This window comes from Streptomyces sp. NPDC111802, from assembly GCF_055634335.1.
This window is the reverse complement of sequence record NZ_JBVKCZ010000019.1, coordinates 92,716-109,641: the sequence shown is the minus strand read 5'-3', so window position 1 is coordinate 109,641 and position 16,926 is coordinate 92,716. Positions and strand designations below refer to the sequence as shown.

Below are 16,926 nucleotides of genomic sequence, written 5' to 3'. Positions count from 1 at the left end.
TCGGGTCGTGATCAATCTGCGGGATTCTCCCTCGTGGCGGGGCCTGGACCGGTAGATCTTCTTGCGAGACGCGAGTGCAACCGACCGACGGGGAATCTGGAACAAGGGCCTCACGAGAACTGCCCTTGCCCGCAACTCCAGGCGCGCCCTAGGCGGGTTGTTGCGAAAGTGGTTCTCGGATGAACCTCCCCCCACTATTCAAATTTGATTAGATTGTTCGCATGGGTGAAAAGACCGTTCCGATCCTGCCGTGCCGCACCATCCAGCCTGTTCTCGACTTCTACGGCGTCCTCGGGTTCGAGGTGACCTTCCAGCAGAAGAACCCCAATCCGTACGCAGTCGTGACACGCGGCGGCATCCATCTTCACTTCTTCGGGATGAAGGGGTATGAACCGGACGAGTCCTACAGCACGTGCTACATCGAAACCGATGACGTCGATGGGCTGCACGAGGCCTTCCGGACCAGACTCAAGGCGGCGTACGGCAGAGTCCCGACCCGCGGGCTGCCGCGCATAGGGGCGCTGAAGGACACGTCACACGGTGTGCGGCAGTTCCTTGTGACCGATCCGGGTGGCAACTGCCTACGGATCGGGCAGCAGACAAGCCAGGACCACCACCACCGGCCTGCGCCCAAGGAGACTTTTCTCCGCGCTCTGCATCACGCCGCCCTCCTCGCGGACTTGAGGGACGACCCGGCGGGCGCAGCGAAGGTCATCGACCGGGTGTTGCGCATTGAGGACGAGCGACCCACGTCCGTGCAGTTGCTTCGCCTTCTCGTGTTGCGTGCGGATGTCGCTGGGCGCCTCGGTGACGAGGAGACCGCGGCGTCCACGCATGCCAAGGCTGCCGCTGTCCACCTGACCGCGCAGGAGCGCGAGTCCATGCGCGACGACCTCGAGCGTCTCAAAGAGCTACGTAGCTAACCAGGAGCGATCTTCCTCGCCGGCCGCCTCCACCTGCGTAGCGGCAGTGGCGGGGGCAGTCAGATTGATCACGACCTGATACGGGCCCTGGAAGAGCGGGGAAGCCTCCCGAGTTCGCGCGACGTGGCGCATTCCCGCACGGTGGGAGTACGGCGGAAGCCGACCGGCCTGGCCTAGGCAGCAGAATTGGGCGCCGTACGCCTGTTACGGCCCTTCGGGAGGAGGCCACCATGGGCGCCACCACGAGTGAACAGACACCGCTCGCCTCTGGCGATGCATGGCGGGCCGTGGCCGCATGCATTGTCCCCAGCTTCGCGCTGCTCGCGCGGCACCGGGTCCACCTGTCGAAGAAACGGCTGGGGATGCGACTCTGCTTCGCCGACGACACCTCCGCCCGGGTACCGGGGGTCCAGCCAAGGTGAGCCCAAAAGGGGCAGTGGGATGATCTTGGCGAATCAGCAGTGCGGTTCGACGAAGGCGTCCTCGGTTGGGTCCTGCTCGTCTTCCTGGCCGTCCTGATCGGTCCAGGCTCCGAAGGGCCCAGGCAGGCCGGGCTCGTCGGCGCCGAGCAGGAGGGCCCCGCCCTTGAGGCCCTGTTCTCGTATAGCTACGGCGAACGGACATGTGGCGCTACGTGCTGTCCTGCCTCGTGCCTCCTTGCTGGACACCTCACTGAGCAGAACGACGTGCCCGGTGTGCGGATGTATGCCGGGCACGTCGTACTGAACCGAATGGCCTGACAGCCCGCGCGCCACGGACTTACTTCCTCCTATAGTCGAAATCGATCATGGAGGTGTCGCTTCGGCGCTTGGCTGTCGAGACTGTCATCGACTGCACGGACCCGGTCGACTACACGACCGGACGCACGGAGGAATGTGGCAACGGGTCGCGGCCGCTTGTGCGGTAGCGGCTCACGTGCTTGTGGCCAGAAGAGCCCAGGGCCTGAGAATTCTGACGTGGGCTGGCGCAAGACTGCGAACGCGTACCGCCTTGTTGACCGGGAGAGAAATATGACCATAAAGGACATCGGGCCGGAACCTCAAAGCTTCGACCTCGAGAAGGCGACGCTCGAGAACACGAACTATCGCGCGGTCGCCTGGTCCGGGAAGTACCTCCAGTTGACCCTCATGTCGATCCCGGTGGGTGAGGACATCGGCTTGGAGGCCCACCCGGAGACTGACCAATTCCTACGACTCGACGCGGGCCGGGGCCGCGTCCAGATGGGCCGCACGAAGGATCGGCTCGACTTCGACCGGGAGGTCAAGGATGGCTGGGCGATCTTCGTGCCCGCCGGCACGTGGCACAACGTCACCAACATCGGTGACGAGACCCTGCAGCTCTACGCCGTATACGCGCCGGTCCACCACGCATCGGGCAAGATCCATGCGACAGCCGCCGACGCGGAGCGCGACGAGGACTCAGTCAACGACGAGCCACCAAGCTGGTCGGTCCAGCCTGCCCAGCAGCCATCGGACGAGCACGCTTGACCAGCGAGGGCTTACAGCAGTTCCTGCCCCGAGGCGAGTTGAGAGGATCACGATCCTCCCTTCTCCAGCAGCCTGTCCGTCCTGAGCCACGCCGTCGAAATCCTCGGCCAAGCCCGGGCCCCGGCGGCTTTCCTGCCGAGGGCCCTGCCTAGCCTCCGCTTCATGGCTGGAATCGGGCCCCAGCGAAACCGAGCCGGGTCGCCCAGGACTTGTTCCGCACCCTCTTCATGTCATCTTTGAGCAGCGTCCAGACCTCGATCAGGTCCTCCGGCTCCCACTTCTGCTGCACCCGTACTCCTCCGCCCCGACCGAGATCACTCGTTCAGCTCAACGAGGCGCCCAGCCAGGGGAAACGAGGCCACGGGAGTCACACAGCGCTACATGTCCGTTCGCCGTAGCTATCCGAGAACAGGGCCTTGAGCCGGTGCCTCGCCGGGGATCACCGGCTGCCCGCTTCGAGCTGGGCCGGAATGCGGCTGGCCCTCAGCTCCTGCAGGTCCGGGATGTGGTTGTAGAGCGTGCCGGGGCTCACCCCGAGGAGCTTGGCGATCGAGGTGATCGAGTGGTCGGGGTTGGGCAGCATGTCGTACGACTTCAAGGGGCCAGCAGCAGCGCGAGCTGGTGCTCGTTGGAGTCCGTGGCCTCCTCCGCCCAGGATCCGGGTACGCGGTCCGCTCGATCGAAGTCATCCGGCTGGCGAACAGCCCCGGCCGCGGTCTCGTGGCCGTCCGTCCGGACGGGCATGTCGGCTTCCGGTGCGGGACCGCCGACCCTGCTGGGCTGAGCAGCTGGCTGGCATTGATCGGCGCAGCGGCATCTTCACACGTCCAGCCGTGAACACCGGGCTCATGAACACCAGGCCATGAAGTCAATGGTCCTGAGGAGTCCAAGGGCCAGACGGCCCCGGTTGCCCGGGTGCCCTTCCGGAGCGACGGTGGAGAGAGCCGGCCGAGTAGCCAGGGAGTGGGTGACCATGCGAGCCCTCGTCCACCACGGCCCCGGACAGATCTCCTGGGACACGGTCACGGATCCGGCGATCGAGGAACCGACGGATGCGGTCGTGCGCGTCGACGCCACCACCATCTGCGGCACCGATCTGCACATCCTGCGCGGAGACCTGCCCGAGGTGAAGCCGGGGACGGTCCTCGGTCACGAGGCAGTGGGCGAGGTCGTGGAGGTGGGCCGCGACGTCCACGACCTGACCCCCGGGAGTCAGGTGATCGTGTCGTCGGTATCGGCCTGCGGCCACTGTCCGGCCTGCCGTGACACCAAGCTCGGACAGTGCAGTGGGGGCGGCGGGTGGATCCTCGGCAACCAGATCAACGGGACCCAGGCCGAGTTCGTGCGGGTGCCCTTCGCCGACTGCTCCACCACCCAGCGGCCTTACGCGCTCCCGCTCGATGACGCGGTCCTGCTCTCCGAGCTCCTCCCCACCGCTTATGAGGTCGGAGTGCGGAACGGACACGTGAGCCCTGGAGACACCGTCGTCGTGGTGGGCGCGGGTCCCGTCGGTCTCGCCGTGGTGATCCTCGCACGGCTCTACTCGCCCCGTCGGATCATCGTGGCGGACCTGTCCCCCGCCCGGCTGCAAGCCGCGGCTCGGGTGGGTGCCGATGCCGCCGAACCACCGGGAACGATGATCGCTGATCTGTCCGAGGGTCCGGGCGCCGACGTGGTCATCGAGGCATCTGGGGAACCGGACGGATTCGTCCTGTGCACCCGTGCCGTCCGCGCCGGAGGGCACATCGCCAACATCGGCACCCACGGCAAACCGGTCACGCTGCACCTCGAGTCCCTGTGGCGCAAGAACGTGACGATCAGCACCGGCCAGGTGGACACGTCCTCAACGCCGTGGCTGCTGGAGCTGGTGCGATTCGGGCACCTGCCCGTCTCCGGGCTGGTCACCCACACCTTCGGCCTCGATCGGATGGAGGACGCCTACGAAGCGGCCGTGCAGAGCACCACCACGGGCGCCCTCAAAGTCGTGCTGCATCGTGAGTGAAGGCCGGTCGCAGAGTCCGGACAAGGCCGTCCAGTCCCTTGTCCCGGCCCGTTCGGCCCTACCCCTCGTCGGCCGAGGGCGGTGCCATGGAAGTGAGCCGAGGGCCACAAGGAGACACGGCGAAACGGAGCGATACCGCGCACCGTGCAATTCGGGCCCGCAAGAAGCGGGCGGCCCTCGGCGCCAGACACGTCGGCTGTACGCCGCAAGCCGTCCCCGTCGGGTGGTCTCCTGTGGCCGAAGTGCAGCCGCCGCCTGGCTCGGCGACCCTGGAGATCGGGGCAGTGCCGGGAGGAGCACCCATGCACTGGGAAACGATCCACAAAGACACCACACCGGCCGTCCCGCCCCGTCTCGCCGACTACGACCGGGCCTGCTCCGAATTCACCTGGGCGCAGGCCCGCACCGCTCTGACGGGGCTGCCCGACGGCGGGCTGAACATGGCCCACGAGGCCGTCGAGCGGCACGCGCCCTCGGACCACGCGGACAAGGTCGCACTCCGGTGCGTCGGCCGGGACGACTCCGTTTCGACCGTCACGTACGCGGAACTGGCGCGCCGTACGGCCCGCTTCGCGAACATCCTGCGGTCACTCGGCGTCGGCCACGGGGACCGTGTGTTCACCCTGCTCGGCCGCTGCCCCGAGCTGTACACCGCGGTGCTGGGCACGCTGAAGAACACCAGCGTGCTCTGCCCGCTCTTCTCCGCGTTCGGACGCGATCCGGTGGAGCAGCGGCTGCGTCTCGGCGATGCGCAGGTCCTGGTCACCACCGCGGCCCTCTACCGGCGCAAGGTCGCCGAGCGCCGGGCATCGGTCCCCGGGCTGAGGCACGTCCTGATCGTCGGACCCGGCGCGGAGGATCTGCCGGGCACCGCGTCGTTCGACGACCTGATGTCCTGTGCCCCGGACGCCTTCACCATCCCGCCGACGTCGCCGGACGACATGGCCCTGCTGCACTTCACCAGCGGGACCACCGGCACTCCCAAAGGCGCGGTCCAGGTGCACGAGGCAGTGGTCGCGCACTACGCCACAGCCGCGTACGCGCTCGACCTGCACCCCGAGGACGTGTACTGGTGCACCGCCGACGCCGGTTGGGTCACCGGCATGTCGTACGGGATCATCGCCCCGCTGGTCCCCGGCGTGACGCTGGTCGTCGATGAGGGCGACTACGACGCCCGGCGTTGGTATCGCATCCTCGGCGAGCAGCGGGTCACCGCCGAGTTGCTCGGCGCGGAGGTAACCAGCACCCGGCACCGGGTCCGTGTCCTGCGCCACCACTAGATCCCCCGCCTGCGGGAGGCACTCGACCGGGCCGACCTCGCCCTGGAGCAGGCCGAGCACGAGGACAGCGTCCGCCGGCGCTGGGCCGCGAGGACGGCGGGGCGGCGGGGCGGCGGGGCGGCGGGGCGGGCAGTGACCGTTCCGGCTTCCGCAGTGCTCCACATCCGCGGGCGCATCACTGGAACGCCGCGTGGATCTCCTGTTCTGTCGCGGAGTGCGAGACGAGGAGGAGTTCGTCGCCGGGCCTGAGCCGTATCGACGGATCCGGCACCGTGGGCTGTCCGTCGCGGACGACGGTGGCGACGACCGTCCCTACGGGCAGTCGGACGTCTCCCAGGGCACGGCCCACCGCCTTGGACTGCGGTGTGATGGCCGTTTCGATGACATCGACGCCCGCCTTGCTGAGCCGCAGCAGGGCGACCGTGTCGGTAGCGCCGGTGGCCTCCTCGATGAGGGAGATCAGCGGTGTGGCCGCGGGAACAGCGACGTCAACGCCCCAGCGCCCGTCGAACAGCCAAGCGTTGTCGGCGTCGTTGACCCGGGCGGCCACGCGAGGAACCGAGAACTGGCGCTTGGCGAGCAGACTGATGACGAGGTTGTCCTCGTCGTCCCCCGTGCTGGCGATGACGAGGTCGGCAGTCAGGGCACCCGCATGTTCCAGGAGCGCCGGTTCACAGGCGTCCCCGGCGACCAGCCGCACGGCGATGCGGCCCTCCAGTTCGGCCACGCGGTCGTCGTCGATGTCGATCAGAGTGACCTCGTTGCGGGCCGCGGAGAGCACCTGGGCGATCTGGGTGCCGAGCCGTCCCGCACCGGCGATGAGCACGTTCACGTCCCCAGCTCCTTGTCGAGAAAGCCGCGCAGCCTGCCCAGCGCGGTGGCGGAGACGGCGAAGGTGACCAGGTCGCCCGCCTGCGCGGGCGTGCCGTGTGCGGGAATCAGGGAGCGGCCCGCGCGGGTGACCTCGACGACGCGGATCTCGCCGTCGAGGTCGAACTCGGTCAGCCGCCGCCCGATGAGGTAGTCGGGCACCTCGGAACGGACGAGCAGGGTCTCTCCATTGCCGAAGCTGAGCTCGGGGCTCAGGTGGCGGTGCAGCAGCATCTGGTGGATCTGGTGCACGGTCCAGCGGACGCTGGCGATGGTGGGGATGCCGAGGTCGCGGTAGATGTCGGCGCGCCGGGGATCGTATATGCGGGCGAGGACGATCGGCACCTGATAGGTCTCCTTCGCCGTCCGCGCGCTGACAATGTTGCTGTTGTCCCCGGAGGTGACCGCGACGAACGCGTCCGCGTGCTCGATCCCGGCGGCCTGGAGCACGGCTCGGCTGTAGCCGTTGCCCTCGTGGAAGCGGATGCGAGGGCTCTCGGGCAGCCGCCGGGCGGCCTTGGGACGCCGGTCGACGACCCGCACGTCGTGCCCTTCGGTAGCGAGCAGACCGGCGAGCGTGGATCCCACCCGTCCGCAGCCGACGACGATCACCTTCACCGTGGGACTCCTTTCCGGCGGTGGGTGCTGCGACGCAGCCACGCCTTGCGGGCCTCGTCCGCGAGCAGGGGCAGGGTGCCGAGCCCGGCGAGGAGCGCCCAGTCGGCGGCGTCGAGCGGGGCGGTGTTGAAGACGGCCTGCAGAGGCGGCAGATAGCTGATGGCGGCCATGAGGGCGACGCCGAAGCCGCCCGCGGCCAGCAGAGCTGGGTTGGACAACAGTCCCACTTTCAGGATGCTCTGGCGGTCCGTGCGCACGGCGAGCGCGTTGAAGAACTGGCTGAGCACGATCCCGGCCTGGACCATGGTGATCGCCTCCTGGTAGGCGAGGGTGTCCTCGGTGAAGTCGTCGAACGGTATGCCGGAGGAGCCGATGTGCCAGAAGAACACGGCGCTCACGCAGACCGCCTGGATGCCACCGAGGAACAGGATCCGCCCCACGACGGCGGCCGAGAACAGGCGTTCCCGGCGGGAGCGCGGTGGGCGGTCCATCACGTCTGGCTCCGGCGGCTCCGCCCCCAGGGCCAGGGCGGGCAGCACATCGGATCCCAGATCGATCGCCAGGATCTGCACCGCGCTGATGGGCACCAGCGGGAATCCGACAAAGGTCGCCGCCAGGATCGGGACCAGCTCCCCGATGTTGTGGCTGAAGAGGTACACGAGAAACTTGCGGATGTTCTGGTAGACCGCCCGGCCGAGCCGAACCGCCGCCGCGATGGACGCGAAGGAGTCGTCCAGCAGCACCATCGAGGCCGCCTCCCGGGCGACGTCGGTGCCCGACGCTCCCATCGCCACGCCGATGTCGGCGTGTTTGAGCGCCGGTGCGTCATTCGCGCCGTCACCCGTGACCGCCACCACCTCGCCCCGCCGCTGGAAGGCGGTGACCACACGCATCTTGTGTTCTGGGCTGACCCGGCACAGCAGCAGCTCGGACGGTTCGGCGAGCAGCGCGTCGAGCGCCTCGTCGTCCATCGCGTCGAGCCGGGCGCCCGTCACCACGACCGGATCCGGTAGCCGTACGATCCCGACCCGGCGGGCCACGGCCTCCCCGGTCAGCGGGTGGTCGCCGGTGACCATGACAATACGGATGCCGGCCCGGCGGCAGGCGGCGACCGCGTCGGTGACCTCGGGACGCGGCGGGTCCAGCATGCCGACCAGTCCCAGCAGCGCGAGTCCGGACTCGACCTCGTGCTGCGCGGGGTGTGGCCCGTCCAATTCCCGCCGCGCGACGGCCAGCACCCGCAGCCACTGCGACGCCAGCGCGTTACTTGCCGCCACGACTGCCGCGCGGTCCTCCTCGGTCAGCGGACCGCGCCGCCCCTGCCACTCCATGTCGGTACACCGCGCCAGCAGCTCCCCCGGCGCTCCCTTGACGCACGCCTGGTAGCCCGCGCCGGTCTTGTGCACCGTGGTCATCAGCTTGCGGTCCGAGTCGAAGGGGAACTCCGTAACCCGCGGGGCCGCCGCCTCCTCCACGTCCAGTTCGAGGCCGGCCTTGGCCGCGACGACGAGTAGCGCGCCCTCGGTGGTGTCGCCGAGCGCGCGCCAGTGTTCCCGGCCGTCGGCGCCTTCGGGAGGAATCAAGCGGGCGTTGCAGCACAGGGCCGCCACCCGCAGCAGGTCACGCACCGGGGCAGCATCGGCGACCTCACCGCTCGGGGCGTACCCCACACCACTCACCGGATGCGGCACGCTCCCCGCCCACACCTGCGTGACGGTCATCTCCGCCTGGGTGAGCGTCCCGGTCTTGTCGGTGCACACCACCGTGGTCGACCCGAGCGCCTCCACCGCCAGTAGCTGCTTGATCAGGGCGTGGCGGCGCGCCATCCGCCGTACCCCGATCGCCAGCGACACCGAGAGGGTGGCGGGCAGCCCTTCCGGCACCAGCGCCACCATCACACCGAGGGCGAACACGAACACTGTCACCGGGGGCTCCCCGGCGGGCAGCCGCACGGCGAACATCAGTGCGCCGATCGCCAGGGCCGCTCCCGCCACCCGCCGGGCCATGGAGGCCACCTGGAGCTGCAGCGGGGTCTTCTGCCGGGGAGCGGCCGCGGCCAGTCGGTAGATCCGCCCGAACTCGGTCCTCGCACCGGTGGCGAAGACAACGGCCCGCCCCGCCCCGGCGACGACGTCGGTACCCATGAACACGCAGTTCCGGGCCTCCAGCGGCGCTCCGGGCGCCACCAGGTCTGCCGTACGGCCCACGGCGTTGCTCTCCCCGGTCAACGGCGCGTTGTTCACGGCCAGCTCGTGCGCCTCTACCACCCTGCAGTCCGCCGACACGGCGTCACCGGCCTCCAGCACGACCACGTCGCCCGGCGCCAGCTCCCGGGCGGGCACCTCCAGCCGCTGGCCGTCACGCAGTACCCGACAGGTGTGGGGCACCATCGCCTCCAGCGCCTGGGCCGTCCGCTCGGCCGAGTACTCCTGGGCGAAGCCGATGGCGGCGTTCAGCACGACGACGCCCAGGATCGCCACCGCGAGCTGGAGGGTGCCGATGTCACGCGGCTCTTCCAGCCCGTACGCCAGGAAGGTGATCCCCGACGCGACAATCAGCACGACCGCGAAGAGGTCGGTGAACTGCGCCCCCAGCTGCCGCCACACGGCGCGGCGCCGCGCAGGAGGCAGCTCGTTGGCCCCGTACCTCGCCAGCCTGGCGCGCGCCTGCGCTGCCGACAGGCCACGCCGCGACGTGTCCAGCGCAGCGAAGACCTCATCGGCAGCGAGTTGTCGTACGGCAGGACGCGGGCTCGCATCGGATGCGGCGCCGACCGGCTCGTCCCCCGCTCCGCCCGGTACCAGCGGGTCCGTGCCGGTACGCATCATCCGATCCCGTGCGGTGGCGCGATTCGCGTCACCGATGGAATCGGCCGGGTTGCGCGGAGGGCCTTGGACGAGGCTGCCATCACGTACTCCAGGGAGATCGGCGGACGTTTCGCCGGTTCACCACACTCGATGCGGCGGCGCCTGCTCATCGTCTGACGGGCCGGACGACGCCAACAGGGCCGTCCGGGGCAGAGGCCCGGGCCGTTGGCCCCTTCACGCCGGGACCGTGATGACGGTGCAGTGAGCGTGGTGCAGTACTCCCTGGCTCACCGAGCCCAGCAGCATGCCCGTGAAGCCTCCGTGCCCCCGGGTTCCCACGACCAGGCCCAGGGCATGTTCCGAGGCGCCCGTCAGGATCTGCACCGGGTGCCCGCGGACGACTTCATGGTGCAGCTCCACGTCCGGGTACTTCGCAGCTCGGCCCGCGACCGTCTCGGACAGCACACGGCGGGACTCCCGCACCACGGCGTCCTCGTCCAGCGCACCGAGGAGCGGGGGATGCCACACGTACAGGGCCCGCAGGAGCGCTCCGTGCAGGGACGCCTCCTCGAAGGCCATGTCCACCGCCGCGGCCGAATGCTCGCTGCCGTCGACGCCGACCACGAAGTACGGAGGCTTCTGAGCAACGTGTTCCGGCTCCGGTACGACGGCGACCGGGCAGGGAGCGTGGGCAGTGAGCGGGAGCGCCACCGAGGTGGCGGAGAACATCTCACGGCGCCTGCTCGGGTGCCAGGAGCCCACCACGGCCAGGGAGGCGGTCCGCGCCTCCTCGCGCAGGACCCAGGCCGGCTCACCCTCCGCCAGCAGCGTCGATACCTCCACCGTCGGCTGGCGCGACTCGACGAAGGCGACCGCCTCTTGGAGCACTTGGTCGCCGACGCCGTGCAGCGCCCGGTTCCATTCCTCCCAGGACGGCCGTGGCTCGCCCGACCGGTATCCCCGGGTCGGCATGCCCTGGGCGTGGACGAGCCGCAGCGGCAGGCCGCGGCGACCCGCTTCGTCGGCGGCCCAAGCCAGCGCCAGCCGCTTCGAAGGATCGGGGTCGACACCCATCACGATCGGCCAGCGCCCGTCCGCACCAGTCACGGCACCTCCAGGAGATCTCCGCGCCACCGTCCGTTCTGTCCTTCCAGCCTCACCCCTGCCGCCGAGTGCCGCCATGCCACGGCTTCGCGGGCTCTGTGCGGAGACAGGCGGGCAAGCGTCCCCGGACACCGCGGTAGCCGCTGCTGGTGGGCGGCTTCTTCCTGGGCATCGGCGGACGGCGTCCGGTGGGCGTGCCGGGCGGCTCGTGTCGCCGCTGGTGATGGGCTCGCTCTACGGCACCCTCGGCTCATACCTGCTGGGACTGGTGCTGGTCGCCGTCGTGGCGGCCGCCGCCCTGGTCTTCACCGCCACGGGCGTGCGCTGGGCGGTCGGCCACCGCGTCCTGCCGTCGCACCGCACTGAGCAGCGCCAAAGGGCCGTTCGGCCCCGGGCCAGGCCGCACTGGCCCCTGCCGGGGCCGCCGGTCGCGCGGGGATCCTGGTAGTGGAGGAGCCCACCGGCGCGCGGGCACCGACGAGAACTGGGGAGGTGTTGGCTGTGCTTCGACCCGTTGTGGTGGGACTGGACGGTTCCCGAGAGAGCCTCGCAGCCGCCGACTGGGCGGCCAGGGAGGCACTCAGGCGTGGCCTGCCGTTGCGGCTGGTGCACGCCTGGGAGGGCGGAATGCCGCCCGACGAGTCGGAGCTGCCCGAGCTGGAGGCGCCGCGCTACTGGGCGCGGCGGATCCTGCGCGGCGCCATGGACCGGCTCAACGAACGCTATCCGCAGGTCCATCTGAGTGCCGAGCAGATCTCCCGGCCCGCGGCCGACGCCCTGGTGGCGGCGGGCGACGAGGCCGAGCTGCTGGTCCTGGGCAGCCGGGCGTTCAGCGGCCTCGGCGGGTTCATGGCCGGCTCGGTGGCGCTGGCGACGGTCGCGCATGTGGCACGGCCCGTCGTGCTCGTGCGGGCCGACCACACCTGTGAGGCCGATCACGAGCCGGACGCGGAGGGCCGGCCATCGGCACACAGCCCGTACCGCGCCGTCGTCGTCGGCGTGGACCCGGCGCACTCGTGCGACGAGCTGCTCGCGTACGCCTTCGAGAGCGCGACGCTGCGTGCCGCTCCGCTGCGGGGGGTGCACACCTGGCAGCTGCCGTATGTGCCCCATGCGCTGGAGGCGAAGGCGCGCAGGGACGTGGGGGCGGCCGCCGAGCGGGCGCTGAAGGCCGTGCTCGGACCGTGGCGGGAGAAGTATCCAGGCGTGGAGGTCACCGAGCTGGTCGAGGAGGGCCGTCCGGCGCAACGCCTGCTGTACGCCGCGCGGGACGCCGGCCTGCTGACCGTCGGCCGCAAGATCCGCCCGACCAGGATCGGCGCGCACACCGGTCCAGTGGCGCACGCTGTGATGCACCACGTCCGCTGCCCCGTCGCGATCGTGCCGCACGAGTGAAGACATCCCTCCCGGTTCGGTCGGCAGGAGTCGGACCGGGAGGGGCCTGTATTCCCGGCTTGTGCCCGTCGGCCCCGTACGGGATCGTTCGGCCCCTGGGGCACGGCCCGTCGTAGCGGTACGACGGGAGGAGGACCTGTATGGGAGGGGGTGCCCGTGTTTCCGGCAACCGGCTGCTCGCCCCGGCATTGCAGAGCAGGGCCACGCCGATCCGGACCGGGCCAACGCGCTCAATTCCGGCCATCGCGCCTGCCAGGGCTGCGGGGAGACGCTCAGCGCCCGCTACGTTCTCGACGCGGCACAGCCACGGCAGTTGCGGGTTTCAGCCCGGCACCGCGCACCGTGCCCCGACAGAAGTGAAGGGCCCGCAAGAGAGGCCCGACGGGCCCATGCGCCCTCTGCCGCCTACTTCTCTTCCGCCGCCAGTGGCACCCTCCACACCAGCGTGCTACCGCCGCCCTCGGGGGTGATCACGTCCAGCTCACCGCCCAACTGCTGAGCCCGCTCGGCCAAGTTGGCCAGGCCGCTGCGGCGCCCCTCGGCCGGGATGCCCACGCCGTTGTCGGACACCGTCAGCCGCACCTCACGGCCGCTGGTCTCCAACGCGACGTCGACACGGTCGGCGCGGGCGTGCCGCCCGACGTTGGTCAGGGCCTCGGAGAGCACGGCCACCACATGGTCGGCGACCTCCCGAGGTACGTCGGTGTCCACCAGTCCCTCCATGCGCACGCTGGGCGCGAAGCCCAGCACGGGGGCGGCCTCACCGGCCACCCGGACCACCCTGGCCCGCAGCCCGGTCCGGGAGTCGCCGTCGCGGGCACGCAGGCCGAAGATCGTCGAGCGGATGATCTTGATGGTCTCGTCCAGGTCGTCCACCGCCCGGGCCACGCGGTCCGACGCCTCCTTGTGCTCGATGAAGCGGCCGGCGCTCTGCAATGTCATACCCGTCGCGAACAGCCGCTGGATCGCGAGGTCGTGCAGGTCCCTGGCGATCCGGTCGCGGTCCTGCAGCAGGGCGATCTGCTCCGCGTCCTCGCGGCGCTCGGCCAGCTCCATGGCGATCGCGGCCTGCGCGGCGAAGCCCCGGAGTGGCTCGATCTCCTTCTCGGAGAACACCGGGCGCGCCGCCTCGCGCACCAGCAGCACGACGCCGCGTACCCCGTCGCCCGCCCCGATGGGCACGGCCACGGCGGCCCCGAGCCCGTCGAATCGAGGCGAGGCGGACCGCACGCGCTCATCACGGGTGACGTCCGGGCTGGTGACGGGAGTGGCGGTGGAGAAGGCCTGGCCAATCAGGCTCTCGTTCATGGGCAGCACGAGCCCGCGATGGGCCTCGGCGCTCAGTCCGACGGCCAGTTCCACCCTCAGCGCTTCGGTGTCCTCCAGCGGCATGGCGACCACGGCGAGCGCCGCCCCGGTGATCTCCCTGGCGCGTTCGGCGATCATGCCGAGGGCCTCGCCGCGCTCGCTGCCGGACATCAGGCTCTGGGTGAGTTCCGCGTTGGCCTGCAGCCAGCGTTCCCGCAGCCGGGACTCCTCGTACAGACGGGCGTTGTCGATGGCGACGCCCGCCGCCACGGCCAAGGTCGACAGGACCGACTCGTCCTCCTCGTCGAACTGCGCCCCGCCCCGCTTCTCGGTCAGGTACAGATTGCCGAAAACCTGGTCGCGCACCCGGATCGGAACGCCGAGGAAGGTGTTCATCGGCGGGTGGTGCGCCGGGAAGCCGTACGAGGCGGGGTGCTCGGAGATCTTCGTCAACCGCAGCGGCTCGGGGTGGCGGATCAGTTCGCCCAGGATGCCGTGGCCCTCCGGATAGTGACCGATGCCGGCGATCTGCTCCTCGTCGACCCCGACGGTGTGGAAGGCGGAAAGCCGCTTGCCATCGGAGCCGATCACACCGAGCGCGGCGTACTGTGCGTCGACCAGCACGGCCGCGGCCTCCACGATGCTGTGCAGCGCCTGCTCGAGATCGAGCTCCCGGCCGACCGAAAGCACCGCCTCCAGGAGACTGTGCACCCGGTCGCGCGTGCCGCGGGCCGCGTCGAGGCGGGCCTGCAGCTCCTCCAGCAGTTCGTCCAGCCTCAGCTGAGGCAGCCTCACCCGGGCCTGCCCGGCATGCTCCTGGCTCTCCACCGGTGATCCTCCACGTCCCCGCGACCCGCGCGAAGCCGACCGTCGCGGTCAGTGTCACGGTAACGGTCCAGGGCGGAGGACGATACGGGATCAGGCCACGGGCTCAGCCATGCGGCAGCCGGGCGGCGACGTACTCGGTGAGGTCCAGCAGCCGGTTGGTATAGCCCCACTCGTTGTCGTACCAGCCGAACACCTTCACCAGCTCGCCGTGCGCCTGGGTCAGCGGGGCGTCCAGGACGTAGGATGCGGGGTCGCCCACGATGTCGCGGGGGCCTCGGACACCCGCAACAGGCCCTTGAGAGGCCCGTCGGCGGCCTCGCGGAACGCGGCGTTGATCTCCTCCGCGGCGACCGGCCGGTCGAGGAGCACGCTCTGGTCGGTCAGCGAGCCGTCCTCGACGGGCACGCGTACGGCGATGCCGTCCAGGGTGCCGGCCAGCTCCGGCAGGACCAGACCGACGGCCCGTGCGGCTCCGGTGGAGGTGGGGATGATGTTGACAGCGGCGCTGCGACCGCGCCGCAAGTCCTTGTGCGGGCCGTCGAGCACCACCTGGTCGTTGGTGTAGCCATGGATGGTTGTCATCAATCCCTTCACGATGCCGAAGTGCTCGTCGAGGACTTTCACCATGGGGGCCACGCAGTTGGTGGTGCAGGAGGCGTTGGAGACGACGTGGTCGCTCTGCGGGGCGTACGTGCCCTCGTTGACTCCCATCACCACGGTGGCGTCAACGTCCTTGCCCGGCACGGAGAGCAGCACCTTGCGAGCTCCCGCCTTCAGGTGCCAGCCGGCCTGTTCCCGGGTGCGGAAGCGGCCGGTCGACTCGATGACGACTTCGATGCCGAGATCGCCCCAGGCCAGTGCGGCCGGGTCGCGTTCGGCGGTCACGGCGATGCGGTGCCCGTCCACGGTGATCGAGTCGTATGTCAGCAGGTGCGCCAGTGCAGCCGGCGAGGTGATGTCGTTGACCGCCACGACCTCCACCGAGGTTCCGGCGGCGGTCTCCGCGCGCTGCAGGACGCAGCGCAGGTAGTTGCGGCCGATCCGGCCGAACCCATTGATGCCCACGCGCACGCCCATGTCCGTCGTCCTCCCGATCGGGGTCCGGTGCACCGCCAGCCTGCGGTCGGCGGATCCAGTGCGGGAGGGGCCGTACGGGGCTGAGGGACGGGACGTCCAGCCTCAATTCCGTCGCCGGCGGACCGCCCTTCAGTGACCCTGTTGCTTCAGCCGGTCCTGGGCCTGGGTGGCGATAACTGCGGCCTGGATGCGCCTTTCGACGCCCAGCTTGGCCAGCAGCCGGGAGATGTGGTTCTTCACCGTCTTCTCCGCGAGGAAGAGGCGCTCACCGATCTGCCGATTGGTCAGCCCTTCGCCGATCAGGGCCAGGATCTCCCGCTCCCGGTCCGTGAGACCGGGCAGGGCGTCCGGCGCCTCCTCCTTCTCCTGCCCGTGGCGCAGCCGGTCCATCAGCCTGGCGGTGGCACTCGAGTCGAGCAAGGACTGGCCCCGGGCTACGGTCCGCACGGCCGACACCAGGTCCGAGCCCTGGATCTGCTTCAGCACGTATCCCGAGGCACCGGCCATGATCGAGTCGAGCAGGGCCTCCTCGTCGTCGAAGGAGGTCAGCATCAGGCAGGCCAGCTCCGGCATTCGCGAGCGCAGCTCCCGGCACACGGTCACGCCGTCGCCGTCCGGCAGGCGCACGTCCAGCACCGCTACCTGGGGGCGCAGCGCCGGTACCCGTACCAGGGCCTGCTCGGCATTGGCGGCCTCGCCGATCACGATGATGTCCGGCTCGTCGTTCAGCAGGTCGTGCACCCCGCGCCGTACCACCTCGTGGTCGTCCAGCAGGAAGACCCGGATCGGGCCGTCGGTGCTGGGCTGTCCGCCATCCGTCATCGGATGCTCCTCGTCCTGTGATCCGTGTGCGCGTTTCGAGTACCCGTAACTACGGAGATGCTTCTCGCTTCCTCGTCTTCGGGCCAGGGCCGGTCGGCCCTCAATCCGGCTCTGCCGTGCGGAATGCCGACAGACGGACGGGCCCCACGGTCCGGGCCGCGGGGCCGGATGGCAGCCCTGGACCGGGCGGGGCCTCCGGGCGTCGACGGCACGGTACGGGTCGCCCGAGCCGCGCCGCGGCGCGGCGCGTCGAGCAGCCGTGGTCGGCGGCCGGCCTAGATACGAGTGGCCAACGCCCTGATAGTCGTGCACGCCAGCGAGGCCACAGCGCACGAACTCGCGGACCGCCTCCAGGACCGGCTCCGCGGCCAGCCGACGTGCGGCACAGCGAAGCGCAGGTCGGCG

17 protein-coding genes and 1 pseudogene are annotated in these 16,926 nt (G+C 70.2%); 7 read left to right on the top strand and 11 right to left on the bottom strand.

Features of this window, described 5'->3' with window-relative positions:
• Positions 1-221 precede the first annotated feature (221 nt).
• Both ACZ7NC_RS22255 and ACZ7NC_RS22250 read left to right on the top strand, forming a co-directional pair.
• A complete protein-coding gene (locus ACZ7NC_RS22255) occupies positions 222-923 on the top strand; it encodes a bleomycin resistance protein (RefSeq protein ID WP_471490616.1) in 702 nt (233 codons plus the stop codon).
• 230 nt (positions 924-1,153) lie between these two features.
• Positions 1,154-1,345: a hypothetical protein gene (locus ACZ7NC_RS22250; protein ID WP_471490614.1), complete on the top strand. Its 192-nt coding sequence runs from the start codon at positions 1,154-1,156 to the stop codon at positions 1,343-1,345.
• Positions 1,346-1,378: 33 nt separating this feature from the next.
• Here ACZ7NC_RS22250 and ACZ7NC_RS22245 read toward each other — a convergent pair whose 3' ends face one another.
• Positions 1,379-1,678 carry a hypothetical protein gene (locus tag ACZ7NC_RS22245; RefSeq protein WP_471490613.1) on the bottom strand — a complete coding sequence of 100 codons (300 nt, stop codon included), beginning with the start codon at positions 1,676-1,678 and terminating at the stop codon, positions 1,379-1,381.
• A 255-nt stretch (positions 1,679-1,933) separates the two neighbouring features.
• On the opposite strand from ACZ7NC_RS22245, the gene ACZ7NC_RS22240 reads away from it, so the two are divergent.
• Positions 1,934-2,410 (top strand): cupin domain-containing protein, encoded by a 477-nt coding sequence (locus ACZ7NC_RS22240; protein WP_471490612.1) that lies wholly within the window; start codon positions 1,934-1,936, stop codon positions 2,408-2,410.
• A 160-nt stretch (positions 2,411-2,570) separates the two neighbouring features.
• Here the strand turns inward: ACZ7NC_RS22240 and ACZ7NC_RS22235 are convergent, their stop codons facing one another.
• The 3 genes from ACZ7NC_RS22235 to ACZ7NC_RS22225 all read right to left on the bottom strand — a co-directional run bounded on the left by ACZ7NC_RS22235 (position 2,571) and on the right by ACZ7NC_RS22225 (position 3,154).
• Positions 2,571-2,699, bottom strand: a complete 129-nt coding sequence (locus ACZ7NC_RS22235) for a hypothetical protein (RefSeq protein ID WP_471490611.1) — start codon at positions 2,697-2,699, stop codon at positions 2,571-2,573.
• Positions 2,700-2,849: 150 nt separating this feature from the next.
• Complete coding sequence (locus tag ACZ7NC_RS22230; RefSeq protein WP_471490610.1) at positions 2,850-3,008, bottom strand: hypothetical protein; 159 nt, start codon at positions 3,006-3,008, stop codon at positions 2,850-2,852.
• Positions 3,005-3,154: a hypothetical protein gene (locus tag ACZ7NC_RS22225; protein WP_471490609.1), complete on the bottom strand. Its 150-nt coding sequence runs from the start codon at positions 3,152-3,154 to the stop codon at positions 3,005-3,007. The genes ACZ7NC_RS22230 and ACZ7NC_RS22225 overlap by 4 nt, the downstream gene beginning before the upstream one ends.
• A 229-nt stretch (positions 3,155-3,383) precedes the next feature.
• Here ACZ7NC_RS22225 and ACZ7NC_RS22220 point away from each other — a divergent pair, with 229 nt between their 5' ends.
• Positions 3,384-4,412: an alcohol dehydrogenase catalytic domain-containing protein gene (locus tag ACZ7NC_RS22220; RefSeq protein WP_471490607.1), complete on the top strand. Its 1,029-nt coding sequence runs from the start codon at positions 3,384-3,386 to the stop codon at positions 4,410-4,412.
• Positions 4,413-4,714: 302 nt separating this feature from the next.
• Positions 4,715-5,692: an AMP-binding protein gene (locus tag ACZ7NC_RS22215; protein ID WP_471490606.1), complete on the top strand. Its 978-nt coding sequence runs from the start codon at positions 4,715-4,717 to the stop codon at positions 5,690-5,692.
• A gap of 175 nt (positions 5,693-5,867) precedes the next feature.
• Here ACZ7NC_RS22215 and ACZ7NC_RS22210 read toward each other — a convergent pair whose 3' ends face one another.
• The 4 genes from ACZ7NC_RS22210 to ACZ7NC_RS22195 form a co-directional block, all read right to left on the bottom strand.
• On the bottom strand, positions 5,868-6,524 hold the full coding sequence (locus ACZ7NC_RS22210; protein WP_471490605.1) for a potassium channel family protein: 657 nt from the start codon (positions 6,522-6,524) through the stop codon (positions 5,868-5,870).
• A complete protein-coding gene (locus ACZ7NC_RS22205) occupies positions 6,521-7,180 on the bottom strand; it encodes a potassium channel family protein (protein ID WP_471490604.1) in 660 nt (219 codons plus the stop codon). Before ACZ7NC_RS22205 ends, ACZ7NC_RS22210 begins: the two co-directional genes overlap by 4 nt.
• Positions 7,177-10,005, bottom strand: a complete 2,829-nt coding sequence (locus ACZ7NC_RS22200; RefSeq protein ID WP_471490603.1) for a cation-translocating P-type ATPase — start codon at positions 10,003-10,005, stop codon at positions 7,177-7,179. Before ACZ7NC_RS22200 ends, ACZ7NC_RS22205 begins: the two co-directional genes overlap by 4 nt.
• A 216-nt stretch (positions 10,006-10,221) precedes the next feature.
• Entirely contained in the window at positions 10,222-11,094 is an 873-nt protein-coding gene (locus tag ACZ7NC_RS22195; protein WP_471490602.1) for a universal stress protein, read from the bottom strand.
• Between the two features lie 205 nt (positions 11,095-11,299).
• Here ACZ7NC_RS22195 and ACZ7NC_RS22190 point away from each other — a divergent pair, with 205 nt between their 5' ends.
• Both ACZ7NC_RS22190 and ACZ7NC_RS22185 read left to right on the top strand, forming a co-directional pair.
• Complete coding sequence (locus ACZ7NC_RS22190; protein ID WP_471490601.1) at positions 11,300-11,539, top strand: hypothetical protein; 240 nt, start codon at positions 11,300-11,302, stop codon at positions 11,537-11,539.
• Positions 11,540-11,592: 53 nt separating this feature from the next.
• A complete protein-coding gene (locus tag ACZ7NC_RS22185) occupies positions 11,593-12,486 on the top strand; it encodes a universal stress protein (RefSeq protein WP_471490600.1) in 894 nt (297 codons plus the stop codon).
• A 405-nt stretch (positions 12,487-12,891) separates the two neighbouring features.
• On the opposite strand, the gene ACZ7NC_RS22180 is transcribed toward ACZ7NC_RS22185, so the two are convergent.
• The 3 genes and pseudogenes from ACZ7NC_RS22180 to ACZ7NC_RS22170 all read right to left on the bottom strand — a co-directional run bounded on the left by ACZ7NC_RS22180 (position 12,892) and on the right by ACZ7NC_RS22170 (position 16,521).
• Positions 12,892-14,622 (bottom strand): GAF domain-containing sensor histidine kinase, encoded by a 1,731-nt coding sequence (locus ACZ7NC_RS22180; protein WP_471490598.1) that lies wholly within the window; start codon positions 14,620-14,622, stop codon positions 12,892-12,894.
• 103 nt (positions 14,623-14,725) lie between these two features.
• Positions 14,726-15,699, bottom strand: a pseudogene (locus ACZ7NC_RS22175) (type I glyceraldehyde-3-phosphate dehydrogenase).
• A gap of 129 nt (positions 15,700-15,828) precedes the next feature.
• Positions 15,829-16,521 carry a response regulator gene (locus tag ACZ7NC_RS22170; protein ID WP_471490597.1) on the bottom strand — a complete coding sequence of 231 codons (693 nt, stop codon included), beginning with the start codon at positions 16,519-16,521 and terminating at the stop codon, positions 15,829-15,831.
• Positions 16,522-16,926: the final 405 nt, after the last annotated feature.

What these genes read in the sequence shown, in the direction of transcription:
- ACZ7NC_RS22255 (WP_471490616.1), top strand. Translation starts at nt 222, where the DNA reads ATGGGTGAAAAGACCGTTCCGATCCTGCCGTGCCGCACCATCCAGCCT.
- ACZ7NC_RS22220 (WP_471490607.1), top strand. Translation starts at nt 3,384, where the DNA reads ATGCGAGCCCTCGTCCACCACGGCCCCGGACAGATCTCCTGGGACACG.
- ACZ7NC_RS22240 (WP_471490612.1), top strand. Translation starts at nt 1,934, where the DNA reads ATGACCATAAAGGACATCGGGCCGGAACCTCAAAGCTTCGACCTCGAG.
- ACZ7NC_RS22215 (WP_471490606.1), top strand. Translation starts at nt 4,715, where the DNA reads ATGCACTGGGAAACGATCCACAAAGACACCACACCGGCCGTCCCGCCC.
- ACZ7NC_RS22225 (WP_471490609.1), bottom strand. Translation starts at nt 3,154, where the DNA reads ATGCCCGTCCGGACGGACGGCCACGAGACCGCGGCCGGGGCTGTTCGC.
- ACZ7NC_RS22200 (WP_471490603.1), bottom strand. Translation starts at nt 10,005, where the DNA reads ATGCGTACCGGCACGGACCCGCTGGTACCGGGCGGAGCGGGGGACGAG.
- ACZ7NC_RS22250 (WP_471490614.1), top strand. Translation starts at nt 1,154, where the DNA reads ATGGGCGCCACCACGAGTGAACAGACACCGCTCGCCTCTGGCGATGCA.
- ACZ7NC_RS22170 (WP_471490597.1), bottom strand. Translation starts at nt 16,521, where the DNA reads ATGACGGATGGCGGACAGCCCAGCACCGACGGCCCGATCCGGGTCTTC.